We start from the raw sequence: 18,183 nt of genomic DNA on the forward strand, positions 1-18,183 counted from the left end.
CAAATTTAATTAACGCTGTTCAGTGGTTTGCTCTGTATTTGATCCAGGAATCATCATGCCTGCCAGTTTAAGCATATCTAGTTGGATGGTATTCATTTGTTGTTCGATTTTCTTAAAATCAACTTTTGAAATGTCTAAATCACCATTTAACAGTGCTGAGTTAAGCACTTGCTTATTGGCTTGTAGCACTTGTTGGCGGATACCATCAATCTCTTGGCTTTTTAAATCTAATGAAATCAATGCTGTATTAAAGCCTTGTAGTTCACGGGTCAATGTTTTGACAGATTGTTGCAGCTCAGCTTGATTTTGTGATTGTATGGCTTGTTGTAAATTAGCTTGGCTTTGCTGTAATTTTTCAACATAGTCACCAGTTTTCAGTTGTACGTTGGCAACATCACGTGCGATATAAAACATATTGCCTTGTTTTAAATCCTCAGTGCTTTTTGCTGTTGATTGATTATTATTATTTGAGTCGGATGTATTTTCACTCATTTGCGCAGTTTCAATCGCTTGAGCGTCATCTTGTTGACGTGATTGTTCAGCGGCTTGATTACAGCCTAGCAGTAACATGCCAGAAATAAAAATAACAAAAGGCAAAACCGCACCTTGTAAAAGCTTTTTCATCGTTGTCCAAAAGTAATTTAATCGGTTATGAATTCACTATAATTTGCAAAAGTGTAGAGATTGAGGATTGTTGCAAAGGGCATACAGTCTGTAACTTTAGAGATTCATTTCTACTCAAGCAAAAGCAAAAAAGAATGCATTTTTAGACTCTATTGAAGATGGTTGAAATTTTAAATTGTGAATAAAGCTAGAGGGATTTTGATCGAAAATATAAAATTTTCGATCAAAACTGTAAAATATAAAAATTTATTTAAAACATAGCGTTGTTAATGATCGATCTATTTTGCTAATTCAGCTTCAATCGCAGATGTAATTCGTGGATCATCAGCAGTGATATCTGGTGCAAAACGTGCCACGATTTCACCATTTTTACCGATTAAGAATTTTTCAAAGTTCCAAAGGACTTCAGGTTTAGGGTTTGGGGTTAGGCCATAATCGACTAAGTCTTTCCACCAAGGGCCTTCACCAATACGCTCAGGGATTGCATGAATTAAGCTGTCATAAAGTGGATGCTTGTCATCACCTGCAACTGAAATTTTAGCAAAAAGTGGGAAGTCGACATTGTAAGTTAAAGAGCAAAATTGCTCGATTTCATCATTTGTTCCAGGCTCTTGCGCAAGAAAGTTATTTGCAGGAAAGCCGAGGATTTCTAAACCTTGATCTTTCTTTTCAGTATATAGTTTTTCTAAACCTTCATATTGTGGAGTGAGGCCACATTTAGATGCAACGTTAACGATTAAAAGAACTTTACCTTGATATTGATTCAAGGTCGTCGCTTCACCTTTGATGGTATTGACTGGAATGTCATAAACGGAATTGCTCATAGGGGGTATCCTTAAAAATCAAAAGACAGTGATTAGAAATATGTCTAATGTTTTAGCGATATTCCAAGATTTCAGCAAGTTACATTTGTATATAAGTGTAATAAAAAAAGCAGATCATAGGATCTGCTTTTAAAAACTGCATCAAATTTAATCGATTATGGTGCAGCGTTTGCTTTGGCTTGAAGTGCTTGCATTTCAGTTAACAGGCTTTGTTGTAACTCAGTACCTTTCTTTTGTAGTTCCATGATTTTTTGTGGATCTGGTGAAGTCGCTAAACCAGCTTCAGACATTTCAACGCCTAGGTTATTTGACTCTTTCATTTTGTCACGTACAGATGCAACTTCAGTACTTTTAAGTGCTAAACCATCAAGATCTTTGTTGAAACCGTCCACATAAGTTTTCATTTTATCGACAACACCTTTCAGTGCATCTTTATCACCCTTTTGTGCAGCTTGCATCACTTCTGTTTGGAAGTTCAAAGCTTCTTTAGCTTTCGCTGTAGACATTGTTTGAAGTGCAGTTAAATCGCTTTTGATATCAGCAGTATTGTTGGTACTTAAAGAAACCGCAGCTGCAGCAGGTTTGCTCTCAGTTCCTGAAGCTGAATCAGCTGGTTTTTTATCACATGCAGTTAAAGCAAACGCTGAAGCACATAGTGTAGCTAGTAGTAATTTTTTCATTTATTCGAACCCTTCATTATTTAAAATTCTTATGAATTTGACGGTAATATATACAAATTCAAAAAGTTATATGCTTAATCTAGAGCATAAGATGCAAAATGCACAATTTTAAGGCAATTTTCCATAGTATTTTTGTATATAAACTTATCAATAAAGTGGAAATAGATTGTTTGAAAAATGTCCTAATCTTAAAGATTTCGCATTTGTGCTGGGGTTTGATGGGTATAACGTTTAAAAAACTCAATGAAGCTAGACGTGTGTTGATAGCCGAGATCTAAGCTAATTTTTTTAATTGAGATGCCTTGTTGGATCAATGAAATTGCATAAATAATCTTGGCACGATTACGCCATTCAGACAGCGAAAGTTTAAGGTGCTCTTGGCTAAGTCTAAGTGCGTGCCGTTCAGTAATTTGGAAAGTATCGAGTATTTCTTGAAGGCTTTGGGGAAAGCGTGTTGTATCAGACAAATGCTCAAGAATAGGTTTGAGTGTGGGGTGGTTGGTTTGCGGTAAATAATGCTCATAACACACACTATTTTGGATTTGATCGACCAACAGTTCTAATAAGTGTTGATAATAGGGAGATGATGGAATCCCTTGTTTCTGCTGCTCTAAAACTTCTTCAATGGTATGACGTAAAAAGGGGCGAATACTTAAAGTCTTTGTGCTTTGGGATAAGCTTTGACAAAGCTGAGGATGAATACGGATGCAGATATAATGCGTCAGTTGATCGTCCACAGCAGTACAACAATGTTCGGTTTGCGGTGGAATCCACAAACCATAACTTGGTGGGGACAGATAGGTTTGTTCTGCAACGTTGAGTTCTAAAGTCCCATTTAAACTCAAATTAAAATCACCCCATAAATTTGAATGGGGTGTCACCACATCATGCTTTTGGTAGAAAAATTCTTCTACAGAAATCAGCGCTGAATACATAGTTGAAAAGACTTAACTCTCACATTGGATGGCAGTGTTTTCAGCTTTGGGATTATTTAATCCACGACTCAACGTGAAGATTGAAATAAAGGCCAAAAGAATAAAACTCAGTACGCTATACAATAAAATGTTGGCATTAAAATGGTCAACAACATAGCCACCGATTAATGCACCTGTTGCAATCATGACTTGGAAGAAACCAACAAATAACGGCATACCTTTTTCTACGGCTTGAGGGGCGTGTAAAAACATCCAAATATTGGCAGTGGTTGGAAATGCACCAAATGCAAAACCCCAAAGCGCTGTAAGAATAAATGCGCCTGATGGATGAATGGCAAATAGAGGAAAGCCAAAGAATACAACCGCAAAACAGATGGCAACGAATGCAAAGGTATAACGCACATTCAAATTACCGCTATAACCAGCAAAAGCATTACCAAAGATACCGGCGATACCAAATAATAACAGTAGTGAACTGATGGTAGCACTGTCAAAGCCTGCTGAATTTTTAAAGAACGGGGTCAGATAGCTATATGATGAAAAATGAGCTAAACCAATCAACAAAATAATAATCAAACCTTGTCTGGCTTTACTGATTCTTAGCAATGCAGGTAAGTCTTTAAAATGAATGGCAGACTCTGGTTTTAAACTCGGGATAAATTTAATTCCCAATAGTAAAACAACGAAGCCGATGGCGGAGGTAATTCCAAATGATGTTCGCCAGCCGTATGCATCACTTAACCATGTCCCAATCGGTACACCAAGAACAGTGGCTAAAGTTACCCCAGCCATGACAGTTGCTGTTGCTTTCGCAATAGGTAAATGGGTTGGTGCTAAACGACCACTTAAGGCAATCGCAGTCGCCCAGAATCCACCAATCGCAAATCCAAGAATGAAACGGCTCAGCAATAAAATTTCAAAAGTTGATGCAATTGCAGTGATGGCATTGGCAAACACCATCGTTGCAGACAGTGCCAGAAGTAAGTAACGCCGATCTAAATTTTTGACTAGAACCGGAAGGAGTGGTGCTGCTATGGCGGCCATGATGCCTGGGAGGGTGATCATCAAACCTGCTGTACCAACAGACACATGCAAATCACTGGAAATATTGTTGAGTACACCGATTGGGAGAAACTCACTGGTGACCAAAGCAAAAGCAGTAATTGCAACGGTTAATAGCGCCAACCAGCTCCCTTGGCTACTGGGGGGAATCTCAGAGGGCTGTGGTTCAGAAACTTCTGATTGCATCATATTCATGAAGATATATTCCTGCTGTAAAGCGAAAGCATATGGAGGTATTTTTTAATTCATTAACGATCGTTATAAAAATAAAATATTTGATTAATTTTGTGTTGTCAATTAATTTAATAATGTTCGTTATAAAAATATATGTGAAAGTTATGGCTGATTCTGAAAAACATGCTTTAGTCGCTGAAAAACAAGCACCTAAGCGTGGGCGTGGTCGTCCTAAATGTTTTGATGAACAACAAGCGCTACAAAAAGCCATGTTGTTGTTCTGGGAATATGGCTATGAATCCACATCGATGAGTGATTTAACCAAAGCCTTAAATCTTACTGCACCCAGTATCTACAGTAGTTTTGGTGATAAATCACAGCTGTTTCATGCCTGTTTGGAATACTACTTAAAGCATGAGGCATGTCCTTTGGAAGTTATTTTTCAACAAGCCAAAACAGCAAAAATCGCCATTGAAATTTATTTGTATGAAAACCTCAAAAAACTGGTTCAACAGAATAAACCGACAGGTTGTATGTTGGTGACCGCAACCATGAATTGTTCACAAGAACATGCACCGATTCAGCATGATCTTTTGCTCAAAAGACAACAAGTCAAAGAAAATATCTACCAACGTTTGCAACAGGGTGTCAAAGAAGGTGACTTAAACCCACACGCCAATATTCAAGCGATGACAGATTATTATTCAACGGTGATCCAAGGTTTAACCATGCAAGCCCGTGATGGGGTTAGTGCTGAACAGTTACAAAGTGTGGTGACTTTAGCAATTAAAACTTGGGAATTATTCTAAGTTTAAAAACGCATAAAATAGCATTTGTCTGAAAAGCCCTATAGATGTCTGAAATGCCATATTTAAATTTATTCCGACTTCATCGATAATCATTTCCAGATCCTATTCGACAGTCAAAATTATGTATAGCAATTCAAAACCCATGTGGTGGGCAATCAGTTTACCGATCATTGCAGTATTGATTTGGTCAATGAATATTGCAGTTACACGTTATGTTTCGGATTATATTTCACCTGTCAGTATTAGCTTTTATCGCTGGTTAGTGGCATTTATTATTTTGACCCCATTTATGTTGCCCCAAGTGTGGAAGCAACGTCATTTGGTTAAACAACATTTTATGCAATTTGTGGTGCTGAGTGCTTTTGGTATGTTCTTGTATCAAGGCTTGGCATATAGCGCAGCGCATTACACCACAGCAACCAATATGGGCATTATCAACGCCTTTATTCCAGTATTTACCATTTTTGTTTCGATTCTTATTTTACGTGAAATTCCCAATCGCTTCGCTGTTGTCGGCAGTATCTTATCTTTTCTTGGTTTGCTGTATGTGATTGGCCGAGGGGATTTTAGCAACTTGACTCAATTGGCAGGGCACTCTGGTGATTTGATCATGGTTTTGGCCGTGTTCTTTTATGCTTTTTATGGAGTCTTTCTAAAAAAATGGCAATTGAAAGTTCCATTACTGCTGAGCCTCTATGTGCAAATTGCGTTGACCTTGGTCTACCATTTACCGTTTGTGCTTTATTATGGCATTGATGCGATTAACCAAGGCAATGTCGCCAGCGTTTTATATGCGGGTATATTACCTTCTCTTGTTGCGCCTTTATTGTGGATGATGGCTGTACAATATCTAGGTCCAAATCGAACCAGCATTTTTATGAATTTAATGCCAGTATTTACTGCAATCATTGCCTACTTCTGGCTGCATGAGGCTTGGACGATGTCGCATACCATCGGTGGTATTGTCATTTTAGTGGGAATTGCATTGGCACAAAAAAAGTCACTTAGTGTCAAAAAAAGTACATTATTGAGTTAAAATTCAAAGTATTTTGGGTGAAAAATGTTCATTTGGAAACTTATTTTTTACCCTTTTAAAGTATTAAATCTGAGCAAAATCTGTTTTTTAATTAGTGATTTACCTGTTAAAAATGCAAATAGTAAAACAAATTTAAACACTTAGTTTTATTATTGAAATTCCAGTTATTTGCAATTCATTTAAATGAACAGATCTTGCTCAGAAGAATATATTTGTATTCAAAAAAAATTTATAGGATAATATTTTCATCGTAGCGAATTAAGAATTTCTTAATTAAATTGTTCTACACTGAATTTTTCATACCCTCTGGATGTGTTTAACGCATCCTTTTTTATACTCAGCCAACCCTATATGTGGCTGAGTTTTTTTTTGCCTTTTTATTGGTAATATTGAGGGTCTGTTGACAATTCGTCTACGCCTTGCGCTGCAAACAAAGCAATGCTTTGTTCTTGCTCAGGGTTGTGGCTAAAATTATCTCAGCCTTCGTTATGAAACTCGAAAATAGTCTCGCTATTCTCTTCGTTTCATGCCTTGCCTGCTCAATTTTAACCTACAACGCAAGCCATTTATGAAATTCCAACAGGCCCTGAACTCATGTTTGAGTGAATATTTTAAAGTGCTTAAGCGCGAATCACTTGCGCTGTAGATGCGTCAATGATTTTGCTTGGTTCGCGACTTAAACCAAGATCACCATTTAAATAATTCAATTCAGAACCAAAATATTGACTGGCTTGTTGTAAAGATCTTGCTGGTTCTAAACCTGCTGAATTTGCACTGGTCGACACAATAAAACCATTAAAGGCATTACATAAGGCAATGCACAAAGGGTGATTGGTTACACGAACTGCAACCTGAGCATGCTGGCCTTTAATCCATTGTGGAATTTTATCATCAGCTGGAAGTAGCCAAGTTGTTGCCCGTTCTGCTCTAGAGCGTTGCGTCCATGATTGAATGATTTGTTCACGAATAATAGGGTCAATTTCTGTTAATAGATGCTCAACTTGTGAGAGCTGTCCTGCCAATAAAATCACGCCTTTCTCTATAGGGCGTTGTTTAAGCCTTAAAATTTCTAAAAAAGCCTGTTCATTGAACGGATCACAGCCTAAACCCCATACTGCCTCTGTTGGATAAGCCAAGACTTTACCTTGTTGAAGAATTTGTGCAGCTTCAGCAACTGAGGTTGTAATCATCTATGTTTACCTTGCCATTTCGTGGAATAAGCTACTATTGTGAACCTTAATAACTGACTCGGCAACGTAAGTACCGCCCAGATTGTTGAATACAGTGACCCAAAAGTTCTAATTCCATAAGATCGCTTGTGAGTTGTGCAATGTCTAAATTTGCGCTTTGAGCAAGCGTATCTAAGTCTTGCCCAATCCAATCCAGCAACTGATATAGCTTAAATAAATGCTCGGGAATTTCTGGCATTGGGGAGCGTGATTCAGACTGTTGAGCGCAATGCCATTGGGTGGGAAGTGCTAAATCTTCAACAATCTGTTCTGGATGATCAACCAGAATGGCCCCTTCACGAATGAGCTGATGACATCCTTGATGATGCTCTCCATAAATATGCCCTGGAATTGCAAAAATCACTTTACCTTGTTCTGCGGCAGCTTGTGCAGTAATCAGTGAACCACTACTAAGTTGGGCTTCTGCGACAACAACACCTAAGCTCAGACCACTGACTATTCGATTTCGATAGGGAAAATTGCGCTGAATAGGTTGGGTTTCTGGCAGGTATTCAGTCAGAATCGTTCCTGAATGCTGCAAAATTTGTTCTTGTAACTGTCTATTTTGACTAGGATAAACCAGATCTAAGCCTGTACCGATCACCGCAATGGTTCGATGGTGTTTTAGTCCACCCATATGTGCAGCGGCATCAATTCCCAGTGCTAGGCCACTGGTAATAAAAAAGCCCTTTTCACTCAAATAGTAAGCAAAATCATAAGCCACTTGTTTGCCATGCGGACTTGGCTTTCGGCTACCCACAATAGCGATTTGTGGTTGACTTAGATTCTGAAATGCACCTTTACCAAATAGAATTGGTGGATGATCAGGATAAGGTAGCAGTTGTTGAGGATAATGAGGGTCGGTATCTAAAACAATAAAATCTGTATGTTGTTGAATTTTATCGAAGCAAACTTGAAATTTGGATTGCCCAAGCGCAGTGAAAAATTCACTGGCTCTTTCAATATGGTTTTTATGAATTTTGGCTTCAGACCAGCGGTTTAAATTTTCAGCTTGCAGCGCTTTTGCGATAGAACCAAAGTGTGTTTCTAATTTACGAAAAGCGCTGAGCGAATGTTGAACCAAATACCAAAGTCTGATGGCATCATATTGGTCATTGGATATCTGCTTCAACATATTTAAATCACATCATGAAAAACTTAGTTATCTGCAATTGCAGGTGGTTTAATTTCAGCACCCATTTTAATTGGTAAATTACTTTCCAAAATATAGGCATAGCTGAGGTGATCAAAACTCTTAAAGATCATCAGCGTACCAATTTTTTGACTTGGTAATTTCACAGACTCTTTGGTTTTTGGGTCACGGACTGTTTCACCTTGTTGGTAAATACTAAAGACTTGCCCAGGTTTAGCACCTTGTAAGCTACCACGGTCAATGGTGACTACACTATATTGCGCTGCTGTACCAATTGAACCTTGTACACGAACCACTTTACCGCCATTGCTGACTTCATTGGTGGTGGTTGGATAGAACAAACTCGGCAATTCAGCATCATAGCTTGGTAGGACATAGTCGCCCTTACGCACTTCAGCATTATAACTTTTGGTTAACTCAAGGGTGGTGACATCATTTTCACCAGCCGCCGCAGTTGCAGAAGCAACCTCAGTTAATTCCATGCCTGCATTAAACTTTTTGCCTTCAGCATTGAGGAAAGTATAAGGTTTGCCTTCACGATAGATCCCATAACGTTGACCCACGACTAAGCCATTTCCACGCGCATAAACGGTTTGTCCTGCACCCGTTATCACACGATTATCAGCAGCGCCGATGGTATAAGGGATGTTCTGTAAAGATTCAGGATTGACCACAATACTGTGTTCTAACCATGGTTGAATATCTGATAATGGAATCACTGAAATCGCATTATTTAAGGATTCAACGCGTATTTGAGGGCGTAAAGATGTCCCACCTTGATGACGACGAATAATTCCATCACAACCATCACCTTCATCTACACCAATCAATGGGCGACCATCTAAAGTACACAACAATAATTTATCGCCTGGATAAATCCAATGTGGATTTTTAACATGCTTATTGCTTGCCCAGATTTCAGGCCAGCGCCAAGGCTTGCTTAAAAATTTCCCCGCAATATCCCATAAAGTATCACCACGTTTCACCACATAGACATTGGGTGCACTGGATTTAAGTGCAGGTGGATTGGTATTTGGACTTGCGTGTGTGATTTCCATGTAAGTGAATCCTGCACTTAAACATAGTGTCACAGCAAGTAATTGTTTCTTGAACCCCTTGGCATGAAAGTTCGTTATGCCAGTTAAAACCTTTTTCATTATCATAATTCCTAAAATTATGTCTCTATATGCGTTATAATACGCATATTACACACATTTTTTTAATGAAGCATATTCTTCATTTAGTTTTAAGATCAATGGCATAGCAACAGAGGGTACAGTATGGCCTTATTACCTATTTTAAGTTTTCCTGATCCCCGTTTACGCACCATTGCAAAACCTGTCGATGTGGTAACTGATGAAATTCGCCAGTTAGCAGCAGACATGTTTGAAACCATGTATGAAGCGCCAGGTATTGGTCTGGCTGCTACACAGGTCGATCAGCATATTCAGCTTATCGTAATGGATCTGTCTGAAGACAAAGACCAACCTATGGTGTTCATTAACCCCAAAATAACACCGCTTACAGAAGAAACCTTATCTTATGAGGAAGGCTGTCTTTCTGTTCCTCAAATATACGATAAAGTTGAGCGTCCGTCACGAGTTAAAATTGAAGCAATTAACCTTGAAGGTCAAGCTTTTGAAGTCGAAGCGGATGATCTATTGGCGGTATGTATTCAACATGAAATGGATCACTTAAACGGTAAATTATTTGTGGATTACTTATCCCCTTTAAAGCGTCAACGTGCGCGTGAAAAAGTGGAAAAAGTGGTTCGTCAGCGTGAAAAGCAAAAAGTTCCAGCAAAACGTTGATCTGAGTCAGTTGAATTTTAAAAACTTTTAAAATTTTCCTGCAATACAAAGCCCAATTTTGTTTGGGCTTTGTTATACTCTGGCTCGAAAAATGTTGAGACGAACGTTTTGTTGAGAATAGGTTTACTGCTCGGTTTTACCGCAGTTTTTTTACAGATTGCTGTATTTTTACAGCCTTTGCTACCGAAGCAATATCAAATTGCGCCGGTCTGTGAAACTATTACTCAAGCTTTAGTACAAAGTCATTTCTACGAAAAGCATCAACATAGCACCCATCATCAACATCAATCTGCATCTTCTGCACATGAAGCTGCCAGTCATGAGCATCTGTTGGCCCATGCTGAGCATGCAGTGCCAGAGCAACCAAGTTCACATCACCATGATGCGGGTCACCAGTGCCAATACTGTACAGTCTATGGCAATCTGGTTTTACCTCCTGAACTTGAAATCAAAGAAATATTAGATCGCATTCAAGTGCGACTGGTTGCATTTCAAAAAGCATTTCGACATGTCTATTTTGTATTGCAACGTTTGTTTTTACTTCCCCAAGGTCGAGCCCCGCCACTTTTCGCATAAATCAAAAACTTAATTTTTAGGGTCTTCATTGACTCCAGCCTTGTTTAATTTATGATTTAAGAGAAAGAAAATGGCTCAACCTCAATTCTTTTTACAGCCTTTAGCGGCTGCGGTTTGTGTTGCTTGTTATTCTACAGCGACGTTTGCACACGATCAGGAACATGCAGCTCAACTTGCTCCAATCGTGGTTACAGCACAGTTAAATAATGATGCCAATGGTTTGATTATTCATGCTGATCCAAAACAGCCGATTCAACCTGTACCTGCCACAGATGGTGCTGATTATCTGCAAAGTATTGCAGGCTTTAATTCGATTAAAAGCGGTGGAACCAATGGAGATGTCACATTCCGCGGCATGTTTGGTTCACGGATTAAAATTTTAACAGATGGTACCGAAAATTTAGGTGCATGCCCAGCACGCATGGATGCACCTACGTCGTATATTCAACCTGAAAGTTTTGACCGTATTTCGGTGGTAAAAGGACCTCAGACAGTCCAATATGCCAATACAGGTTCAGCAGCCACGGTTATTTTTGAACGTCAAAAACCAACCTTAACAGATGATAAAAATTATCAAGGTCAAGCCAGTGTTTTAGTCGGTTCTTTTGGACGTTTGGATCACAACATTGAAGCTGCTGTCGGTGACAGTAAAAAATATATGCGTATCAATGCCAATCGTTCTGAGTCAAACAGCTATGAGGATGGTGATGGTAATAAAGTGCCTTCTTCTTGGGAGCGCTGGAATACCGATTTAGCCTTAGGCTGGACACCGGATGAAGATACATGGGTTGAACTGACGGGTGGTAAAGCCGATGGTGAGGCTGAATACGCAGGCCGAACCATGGATGGTTCTCAATTTGCACGTGAAAGCCTAGGCTTACGTGTTGAAAAGAAGAATTTAAGCCCTGTGATTAAAAAGCTCGAAGGGCAAGTGAACTATAGTTATAACGACCATATTATGGATAACTTTAGTTTACGTACACCACCAATGACACATGATATGAATACACATCAAATGGTGTCGAATCCAATGGCAATGCAGGTGACACGCCGTACTTTAAATAGTCGTTTAGCCATGACCAGTGAATGGGATAAGCTCAGTTTAATTACTGGGGTGGATTCTCAGCTGAACAAACATGGTGGCAGTATGTCATCACCCACCATGCCATCCATGAATGTTGCATTTAGAGAGGATATGCGCTTCCAATCTTATGGTGCTTTCGGAGAAATGACCTATCAACTCAATGATGCTTATAAGTTGGTGACAGGTGCACGTATCGATCAAGTTAAAATTGATGCCTTAAAACTGAATGATCAACGTAAAGAAACTTTGCCAAGTGCATTTATTCGTTTAGAAAATCAATATCCTGAGCATAATGCCAAATCTTATATTGGTTTGGGTTATGTGGAGCGTGTTCCTGATTATTGGGAGCTATTCAGTACTGCACATGGTAATACTGGTATGTCTAAACCGACGTTTAATGATCTAAACACTGAAAAAACTTTACAGTTAGATCTCGGTTATCAATACCAACATGATGCATTGAGTGTATGGACATCAGCATATGCCGGGTTGATTAATGACTTTATTTTATTGAGTTATCATAATCATCCAAAAGCTGGAATGGGTGGGCATGATCACGGTTCTTCATTCAGTGCTGGGGCAAAAAATGTCGATGCTACTATCGCGGGTGCTGAAGCGGGGATCGGTTATCAATTTACCGATGCGATTCAAGCGGATTTAAGTGCAATGTATGCATGGGGCGAAAATACCGATACACATAAACCATTGCCACAAATTGCGCCTTTAGAAGGTCGTTTGAATTTACGTTATGTTCAAGATAAATATTCTTTAGGTTTATTATGGCGTGCAGTGGCGAAACAAGATCGTATTAGCTTAAATCAAGGTAATATCGTGGGTTATGACACTGGTGAAAGTAAAAGCTTTACCACCTTGGCATTGAATGCGTCATATAACATTCAAAAAGATTTAAATCTTGCTGTTGGTGTCGACAATGTCTTAGATAAAACCTATACCGAGCATTTAAACAAATTGGGTGTAGGTGCGGATGGTCAAGTCGGTACTCAACAATTTAATAATACAGGGCGTAATTATTGGGCTCGTATTAGTATGAAATTTTAATTGATTTAAAACTGAATTTTTACAGAAATATGAGGATGTTCTATGAGTAATGACAGTAATAAGTTGTCACCTGAAAAATCGTTTTGGGGATGGAAATTGCTGATTATCGCAATTATTTTAAGCTGTATTTTTATGGGAATCTTCTATTTGGCGATTACCAACGAGCCTGACTATATGCCAAGCCAAAAACAGAATGCAGCTCAGCAACATGATATGTCTAAGATGAGTCATGAAAATATGCCAAACATGGATCATTCGGCTTCTGAAGCAACGCATTCTCATTGATCAATGGGTAATGTGACGCGAAGTCATGTAATGTAAAACAAGGGGAGGCCAATTGGCTTCCCTTTATTTTTTTGTGTTTTTTTTAATGATGAAGTACGTTTGCTGGGTAGATCTTACTGATGCATACTCGCTAATTGTTTCCCAGCATTTTGATAAAGTTTGAGTGCATATTCTTGTTCTGCACGACCATTCTGTTGTAAATATTGATCCAGTTTGTCGATATGTTTAGCACCACGGTAGAGCAGGGTGTTTTTTGCAATTAAATAAAGCGGATACCAAGCCAAAGTACGTGGCTTGAGTCCTAGGTTTTTCATTTTACGTTGCCCAATAAAAAACTGGGTAATATCCAAGTGATTTTGATAGGCTTTTTTCTGCAAAAAAGAATTGAAGTGTTTGTAATGTCGTTCAAAAGGCTCTTTGGATAAGCTGATGGCTAAAGCTTTGCTACTTTCATCGGCCTTAGGGTGGGCATAATTCATCCATTGCAGTAGTTTCCATGCGTCAGACTCTTTGCTGACTAGCCATTTTTCATCTACTCCCATTAACCAGCCCGTATATTTCCAAAAATGCATGATGGCTTCTGATTCGGTCTTGCTTGGAAAAATGCCAATGGCTCTGACACCGAGAAGTAACACCGCACTAAATGCAATGTTGGTCATGGCTTGATCATATTGATTGATCGGTGCTCCCCAAATATCGTTATCCCAGTCTTTGGATTTATTGAGTTGATGCCGTACCAACGAATGAATAAAACGCACATAAATGGTTGAAGTAAAACCATTGTTAAAACGAGAGAAACTCTCTTGTTGATTGACATCAAGCCACCATTTGTGGGTTTCAGCTAAGCGTTTTCCAGCGTATTTATGTAAAGCACCCGTCATAATTAACGGTTGATTAAAACCAGGGTATTGATAACCCGTCATTAAAGCCACATCGCGTAAAATAAAAGTGCCATTTGTCCCTAAACGATGGGTGAATTTGATCGCCGTTTCAATTTTAGCTGGATCAAGCCAGGTAGGCGCTTGCTCAACCATTTTAAAAAAATCAGTTAATTCAGGGATTTCATTGGGAAGTTTATCCAAACCTTGATACAAGGCTGTTTCAAAAAGTTTTCTATTTTGTCTCGGATTGGTCATCACCCAATTCATAACTTTGTCCATCGCGATATCACCAGTCTGTAAGGCACGATTGAGTGAAAGATATTCGTCATAACTGGGTTGTAACTGCTGGTCTGTAAAATAATAAAAAAGCTTAGACTTCATATTTGTTTGTGCCATGGTCTCAAATGAGGCAAGGCGTTGTGGCTTAATTAATGTTTGCATTTTGAGCACGACCTGATTATTGTTTAGTCAAACTCTAATATGAATAATTATTCGCATTCAATTCGCATTTTGGAGTGAACCGCAAGATGAGAAAACAACCACAACAACAACGTGCTCGGAATGTCGTAGATAGTATCTTAGAAGCAACTCAATTATGTGTTGCTGAATATGGCTTAATCAACGTCACCACACCCAAAATTTCAGAAAAATCAGGTGTCAGTGTTGGTTCTATCTATCAGTATTTTGGCAATAAAGAAGAAATTATTCAGGAGCTTTTAAGTCGTAAAAGTGAGCAACTGGGGCTTGCGCTGAAACACATTGCAATTAGCCAAGAAGGATTGAGCTTAGAAGAAATCATTCCACTTAGTCTTCAATTCGGTTTTGACATGATGAAAGCCGATGGCGGTTTTTTTATTGAAGTGCTTAAACATTGGCATGGCTATAACAACTCAGAAGCAGCAAAAGTGTTAGAAAAGCATTTCTATGAAGTGGGATTGTATGTGTTTAGCCGTTTTTTTAATCATTGGAGTTTTGAAGTACTTAAAAATAAATCCTTTGTGATTATCAATAGTACGCTTTTTACCATGATGCGTTATGTCAGTCATAATAATTTTCTAATTTCAGAACAGCAGCTAAAAAAAGAATTAACTTTGATGATCTTGGCTTATCTAGAGCAAGGCGCCAGCCCTAATCCGCTTTAAGATCGTCTTTAATGGTGGTAGGGATCCATAGATTGTACTCGACTTATATAGACATACATCCAAATACAGATAGAGCTTGGTTTTATAGAACCCGATTTTATAGAGTTGGTTTTATAGCGTTGGTTTTAGCGAGTCTAATTGTTTGAGTTGGGATAGAACATTGATCTCTTTATCGGGAAGAGTTCGATGCTTCTACTCAATAGTAAGCTGACCCATCTCCTTTTATGGATTTTACTCGCCGTATCCCTATTAAATTGCATTTATAACAATGCTAAAGGTATACAAGAGGCCGTTTTAGTTGTTTTAGCAAATGTATGATGGGGGTATTGGTTTTTTTATTGCTGTGTTTTTATGCAAAAAAGCAGATTTTTAAAGAAAAAGTGCTGTTTTAGAAGAATAAATAAGCAAGTGATAGATAAAATGAAAAATAATTAAAAAAAGGGGTTGTGTTGGGTAAGGAATGCTGTAGAATGCACATCCATCGGCGGTGATGTTAAATAAAACTTCTGATAAATCAGGCACTTGATTAAGTTGTTAAGATTTCGAATTGAGATTTTAAGATGAGATTGGAGTTGGGTTTGTTGGAAAAAATAATTAACATTATTGATTGACTTTTTAGAGATAGAGAGTAGTATAGCCGACCTAGCTTGATGCTGACGAAGCATTGAGAAGATCATTAAGAGAATATGAAGAACAACTTGTGTGGATTTTTACTGATTGATTAATCGAAATATTATCATTGATTGATTGGTTTAAATTACTCGAAGTTTATTTGAGAGAATTTGTCAGTACATTGATGAGCCAGAATTGTGACCTTAAGTCACTAATGATTTTTAACTGAAGAGTTTGATCATGGCTCAGATTGAACGCTGGCGGCAGGCTTAACACATGCAAGTCGAGCGGGGGAGATTGCTTCGGTAATTGACCTAGCGGCGGACGGGTGAGTAATACTTAGGAATCTGCCTATTAATGGGGGACAACATCTCGAAAGGGATGCTAATACCGCATACGCCCTACGGGGGAAAGCAGGGGATCACTTGTGACCTTGCGTTAATAGATGAGCCTAAGTCGGATTAGCTAGTTGGTGGGGTAAAGGCCTACCAAGGCGACGATCTGTAGCGGGTCTGAGAGGATGATCCGCCACACTGGGACTGAGACACGGCCCAGACTCCTACGGGAGGCAGCAGTGGGGAATATTGGACAATGGGGGGAACCCTGATCCAGCCATGCCGCGTGTGTGAAGAAGGCCTTATGGTTGTAAAGCACTTTAAGCGAGGAGGAGGCTCTTCTAGTTAATACCTAGGATGAGTGGACGTTACTCGCAGAATAAGCACCGGCTAACTCTGTGCCAGCAGCCGCGGTAATACAGAGGGTGCGAGCGTTAATCGGATTTACTGGGCGTAAAGCGTGCGTAGGCGGCTTTTTAAGTCGGATGTGAAATCCCCGAGCTTAACTTGGGAATTGCATTCGATACTGGGAAGCTAGAGTATGGGAGAGGATGGTAGAATTCCAGGTGTAGCGGTGAAATGCGTAGAGATCTGGAGGAATACCGATGGCGAAGGCAGCCATCTGGCCTAATACTGACGCTGAGGTACGAAAGCATGGGGAGCAAACAGGATTAGATACCCTGGTAGTCCATGCCGTAAACGATGTCTACTAGCCGTTGGGGCCTTTGAGGCTTTAGTGGCGCAGCTAACGCGATAAGTAGACCGCCTGGGGAGTACGGTCGCAAGACTAAAACTCAAATGAATTGACGGGGGCCCGCACAAGCGGTGGAGCATGTGGTTTAATTCGATGCAACGCGAAGAACCTTACCTGGTCTTGACATAGTAAGAACTTTCCAGAGATGGATTGGTGCCTTCGGGAACTTACATACAGGTGCTGCATGGCTGTCGTCAGCTCGTGTCGTGAGATGTTGGGTTAAGTCCCGCAACGAGCGCAACCCTTTTCCTTATTTGCCAGCACTTCGGGTGGGAACTTTAAGGATACTGCCAGTGACAAACTGGAGGAAGGCGGGGACGACGTCAAGTCATCATGGCCCTTACGACCAGGGCTACACACGTGCTACAATGGTCGGTACAAAGGGTTGCTACCTAGCGATAGGATGCTAATCTCAAAAAGCCGATCGTAGTCCGGATTGGAGTCTGCAACTCGACTCCATGAAGTCGGAATCGCTAGTAATCGCGGATCAGAATGCCGCGGTGAATACGTTCCCGGGCCTTGTACACACCGCCCGTCACACCATGGGAGTTTGTTGCACCAGAAGTAGGTAGTCTAACCGTAAGGAGGACGCTTACCACGGTGTGGCCGATGACTGGGGTGAAGTCGTAACAAGGTAGCCGTAGGGGAACCTGCGGCTGGATCACCTCCTTAACGAAAGATTGACGATTGGTAAGAATCCACAACAAGTTGTTCTTCATTGATGTATCTGAGGGTCTGTAGCTCAGTTGGTTAGAGCACACGCTTGATAAGCGTGGGGTCACAAGTTCAAGTCTTGTCAGACCCACCAAGTCTACTGAACACAGAAGAGCAGATATATTAAGATCTTAAGCTGGGGACTTAGCTTAGTTGGTAGAGCGCCTGCTTTGCACGCAGGAGGTCAACGGTTCGACTCCGTTAGTCTCCACCACTAATTAAAGACTAAGTGATTACAGAACTTAGTAAGCCGATAGCTTATTAAGTTCTGTGATTTATCACAGTTAACTACTCGCTGACGAGGCGGTAGTGAATCATTAACAGAATATATTTGAGTTGAAATAATTGTTTAAACTCGTTTTAGTTGATGTTAGCAAGTAATTGTTAATGTTGAGTGAAATGAG

The 18,183-nt window shown here is 39.6% G+C and carries 16 protein-coding genes, 2 tRNA genes and 1 rRNA gene; 10 read left to right on the plus strand and 9 right to left on the minus strand.

Translation table 11 applies throughout. The features are described from left to right. Positions 1-9 precede the first annotated feature (9 nt). The 5 genes from PYV58_RS00795 to PYV58_RS00815 all read right to left on the minus strand — a co-directional run bounded on the left by PYV58_RS00795 (position 10) and on the right by PYV58_RS00815 (position 4,314). Positions 10-624 (minus strand): hypothetical protein, encoded by a 615-nt coding sequence (locus PYV58_RS00795; RefSeq protein WP_034617221.1) that lies wholly within the window; start codon positions 622-624, stop codon positions 10-12. 278 nt (positions 625-902) lie between these two features. Continuing rightward, positions 903-1,448 carry a glutathione peroxidase gene (locus tag PYV58_RS00800; RefSeq protein ID WP_004723411.1) on the minus strand — a complete coding sequence of 182 codons (546 nt, stop codon included), beginning with the start codon at positions 1,446-1,448 and terminating at the stop codon, positions 903-905. Between the two features lie 155 nt (positions 1,449-1,603). Next, positions 1,604-2,128, minus strand: coding sequence for a hypothetical protein (locus PYV58_RS00805; RefSeq protein ID WP_004823717.1), 525 nt, complete (start codon positions 2,126-2,128; stop codon positions 1,604-1,606). Positions 2,129-2,316: 188 nt separating this feature from the next. Further along, positions 2,317-3,063: a helix-turn-helix domain-containing protein gene (locus PYV58_RS00810; RefSeq protein ID WP_004723409.1), complete on the minus strand. Its 747-nt coding sequence runs from the start codon at positions 3,061-3,063 to the stop codon at positions 2,317-2,319. 12 nt (positions 3,064-3,075) lie between these two features. Further along, positions 3,076-4,314, minus strand: a complete 1,239-nt coding sequence (locus tag PYV58_RS00815; protein WP_171077806.1) for an MFS transporter — start codon at positions 4,312-4,314, stop codon at positions 3,076-3,078. A 149-nt stretch (positions 4,315-4,463) separates the two neighbouring features. On the opposite strand from PYV58_RS00815, the gene PYV58_RS00820 reads away from it, so the two are divergent. Then, positions 4,464-5,108 carry a TetR/AcrR family transcriptional regulator gene (locus tag PYV58_RS00820; protein WP_004823720.1) on the plus strand — a complete coding sequence of 215 codons (645 nt, stop codon included), beginning with the start codon at positions 4,464-4,466 and terminating at the stop codon, positions 5,106-5,108. A 142-nt stretch (positions 5,109-5,250) separates the two neighbouring features. Then, positions 5,251-6,144, plus strand: coding sequence for a DMT family transporter (locus tag PYV58_RS00825; RefSeq protein ID WP_004823721.1), 894 nt, complete (start codon positions 5,251-5,253; stop codon positions 6,142-6,144). A gap of 620 nt (positions 6,145-6,764) precedes the next feature. Here the strand turns inward: PYV58_RS00825 and PYV58_RS00830 are convergent. From PYV58_RS00830 to PYV58_RS00840, 3 genes are read right to left on the minus strand one after another with little or no spacing between them, the layout of a single operon-like run. Next, positions 6,765-7,334, minus strand: coding sequence for a Sua5/YciO/YrdC/YwlC family protein (locus PYV58_RS00830; protein ID WP_004823722.1), 570 nt, complete (start codon positions 7,332-7,334; stop codon positions 6,765-6,767). A gap of 46 nt (positions 7,335-7,380) precedes the next feature. After that, positions 7,381-8,508 carry a DNA-processing protein DprA gene (gene dprA, locus PYV58_RS00835; protein ID WP_034618197.1) on the minus strand — a complete coding sequence of 376 codons (1,128 nt, stop codon included), beginning with the start codon at positions 8,506-8,508 and terminating at the stop codon, positions 7,381-7,383. Positions 8,509-8,531: 23 nt separating this feature from the next. After that, complete coding sequence (locus PYV58_RS00840; protein WP_034618195.1) at positions 8,532-9,683, minus strand: LysM peptidoglycan-binding domain-containing protein; 1,152 nt, start codon at positions 9,681-9,683, stop codon at positions 8,532-8,534. Between the two features lie 123 nt (positions 9,684-9,806). Here PYV58_RS00840 and def point away from each other — a divergent pair, with 123 nt between their 5' ends. The 4 genes from def (at position 9,807) to PYV58_RS00860 (ending at position 13,341) form a co-directional block, all read left to right on the plus strand. Then, positions 9,807-10,337, plus strand: a complete 531-nt coding sequence (gene def, locus PYV58_RS00845) for a peptide deformylase (RefSeq protein ID WP_004723400.1) — start codon at positions 9,807-9,809, stop codon at positions 10,335-10,337. Between the two features lie 108 nt (positions 10,338-10,445). Then, positions 10,446-10,913: a DUF2946 family protein gene (locus PYV58_RS00850; protein WP_034618192.1), complete on the plus strand. Its 468-nt coding sequence runs from the start codon at positions 10,446-10,448 to the stop codon at positions 10,911-10,913. Positions 10,914-10,983: 70 nt separating this feature from the next. After that, positions 10,984-13,056 carry a TonB-dependent copper receptor gene (locus tag PYV58_RS00855; protein ID WP_034618191.1) on the plus strand — a complete coding sequence of 691 codons (2,073 nt, stop codon included), beginning with the start codon at positions 10,984-10,986 and terminating at the stop codon, positions 13,054-13,056. 42 nt (positions 13,057-13,098) lie between these two features. Further along, positions 13,099-13,341: a hypothetical protein gene (locus PYV58_RS00860; protein WP_034618188.1), complete on the plus strand. Its 243-nt coding sequence runs from the start codon at positions 13,099-13,101 to the stop codon at positions 13,339-13,341. A gap of 113 nt (positions 13,342-13,454) precedes the next feature. On the opposite strand, the gene PYV58_RS00865 is transcribed toward PYV58_RS00860, so the two are convergent. Further along, a complete protein-coding gene (locus tag PYV58_RS00865; RefSeq protein ID WP_034618187.1) occupies positions 13,455-14,663 on the minus strand; it encodes an oxygenase MpaB family protein in 1,209 nt (402 codons plus the stop codon). A gap of 86 nt (positions 14,664-14,749) precedes the next feature. On the opposite strand from PYV58_RS00865, the gene PYV58_RS00870 reads away from it, so the two are divergent. From PYV58_RS00870 to PYV58_RS00885, 4 genes are all read left to right on the plus strand, one after another. Beyond that, positions 14,750-15,364, plus strand: a complete 615-nt coding sequence (locus PYV58_RS00870; RefSeq protein WP_034618185.1) for a TetR/AcrR family transcriptional regulator — start codon at positions 14,750-14,752, stop codon at positions 15,362-15,364. 834 nt (positions 15,365-16,198) lie between these two features. Further along, positions 16,199-17,737, plus strand: a 16S ribosomal RNA gene (locus PYV58_RS00875). 59 nt (positions 17,738-17,796) lie between these two features. Beyond that, a tRNA-Ile gene (locus tag PYV58_RS00880) sits at positions 17,797-17,873 on the plus strand. A gap of 44 nt (positions 17,874-17,917) precedes the next feature. Continuing rightward, a tRNA-Ala gene (locus tag PYV58_RS00885) sits at positions 17,918-17,993 on the plus strand. The last annotated feature ends 190 nt before the right edge of the window (positions 17,994-18,183 follow it).

Source organism: Acinetobacter sp. TAC-1, from assembly GCF_029025845.1.
In the GTDB taxonomy this organism is placed as follows: Bacteria; Pseudomonadota; Gammaproteobacteria; order Pseudomonadales; family Moraxellaceae; genus Acinetobacter; species Acinetobacter guillouiae.

Excerpts from the sequence above, each read along its gene's own strand:
- PYV58_RS00825 (WP_004823721.1), top strand. The coding sequence starts at position 5,251 with ATGTGGTGGGCAATCAGTTTACCGATCATTGCAGTATTGATTTGGTCA.
- PYV58_RS00815 (WP_171077806.1), bottom strand. The coding sequence starts at position 4,314 with ATGATGCAATCAGAAGTTTCTGAACCACAGCCCTCTGAGATTCCCCCC.
- PYV58_RS00830 (WP_004823722.1), bottom strand. The coding sequence starts at position 7,334 with ATGATTACAACCTCAGTTGCTGAAGCTGCACAAATTCTTCAACAAGGT.
- PYV58_RS00870 (WP_034618185.1), top strand. The coding sequence starts at position 14,750 with ATGAGAAAACAACCACAACAACAACGTGCTCGGAATGTCGTAGATAGT.
- PYV58_RS00800 (WP_004723411.1), bottom strand. The coding sequence starts at position 1,448 with ATGAGCAATTCCGTTTATGACATTCCAGTCAATACCATCAAAGGTGAA.
- PYV58_RS00820 (WP_004823720.1), top strand. The coding sequence starts at position 4,464 with ATGGCTGATTCTGAAAAACATGCTTTAGTCGCTGAAAAACAAGCACCT.
- PYV58_RS00865 (WP_034618187.1), bottom strand. The coding sequence starts at position 14,663 with ATGCAAACATTAATTAAGCCACAACGCCTTGCCTCATTTGAGACCATG.
- PYV58_RS00860 (WP_034618188.1), top strand. The coding sequence starts at position 13,099 with ATGAGTAATGACAGTAATAAGTTGTCACCTGAAAAATCGTTTTGGGGA.
- dprA (WP_034618197.1), bottom strand. The coding sequence starts at position 8,508 with ATGTTGAAGCAGATATCCAATGACCAATATGATGCCATCAGACTTTGG.
- PYV58_RS00795 (WP_034617221.1), bottom strand. The coding sequence starts at position 624 with ATGAAAAAGCTTTTACAAGGTGCGGTTTTGCCTTTTGTTATTTTTATT.
- PYV58_RS00805 (WP_004823717.1), bottom strand. The coding sequence starts at position 2,128 with ATGAAAAAATTACTACTAGCTACACTATGTGCTTCAGCGTTTGCTTTA.
- def (WP_004723400.1), top strand. The coding sequence starts at position 9,807 with ATGGCCTTATTACCTATTTTAAGTTTTCCTGATCCCCGTTTACGCACC.
- PYV58_RS00810 (WP_004723409.1), bottom strand. The coding sequence starts at position 3,063 with ATGTATTCAGCGCTGATTTCTGTAGAAGAATTTTTCTACCAAAAGCAT.
- PYV58_RS00840 (WP_034618195.1), bottom strand. The coding sequence starts at position 9,683 with ATGAAAAAGGTTTTAACTGGCATAACGAACTTTCATGCCAAGGGGTTC.
- PYV58_RS00855 (WP_034618191.1), top strand. The coding sequence starts at position 10,984 with ATGGCTCAACCTCAATTCTTTTTACAGCCTTTAGCGGCTGCGGTTTGT.